This window comes from Peptostreptococcus stomatis DSM 17678, from assembly GCF_000147675.1.
Taxonomy (GTDB): Bacteria; Bacillota; Clostridia; order Peptostreptococcales; family Peptostreptococcaceae; genus Peptostreptococcus; species Peptostreptococcus stomatis.
This window is the reverse complement of the sequence record NZ_ADGQ01000012.1, coordinates 1-648: the sequence shown is the minus strand read 5'-3', so window position 1 is coordinate 648 and position 648 is coordinate 1. Positions and strand designations below refer to the sequence as shown.

Annotated in this window: 1 protein-coding gene; it reads left to right on the top strand. The window is 26.5% G+C overall.

Translation table 11 applies throughout. From position 1 onward, the window contains the following. A partial coding sequence (locus HMPREF0634_RS01320; protein WP_007788305.1) for an FtsX-like permease family protein occupies positions 1-648 on the top strand: 648 nt, incomplete at both ends.

Here is a 648-nt window from a genome sequence, read left to right as displayed (position 1 = left end):
ATATCCAGAAGAACTGAAAGATTATTATAAATTTAAAAGCATATTTATATATGACAGTAACTATTCTTTTGACAAATATGCAGACTATGATGGTAATATCTATTTAAAGGACAAAAAATCAAACTTATTACGAATTGCGGACGAGTTGTGTGAAAAGATAAAATCAAATTCAGACCATATTTATATAAATGATACACTTGAGAGAATAATGGAAGAAAAATCTAACCTCTCACAAGAATATGATGTTTTCGATATTGTGTTCATTGCTATGGCTATTTTATTAGTATTTAATATTTTGTTTTTAATGCATAAATCAATGTCAAAAGAACAAGGACTACTGAGAATAATTGGGATGAAAAAGAAAGAAGTTATAATGTTTGAACTGTTGAAAAGTTTGATTGTTTTCTTTGTAGCAACTGTGTTAGGCTTAGTATTCAGTATTTTTCTAACAAAAATTTTTATCAAGAACTTTTTCTTTATATCAACATCTATAGAACCATATACTGCACCTGTTATATACGATGTGAGTAGCTTGAAAAAGATTTTGTTGACATTATTTATAGTAACTTTAATTTCAATAATTATACCAATTTTAGATATGTATAGATTTTCTCCGATGGAGCAATATTTTGAAACAGGGGAAGGAAA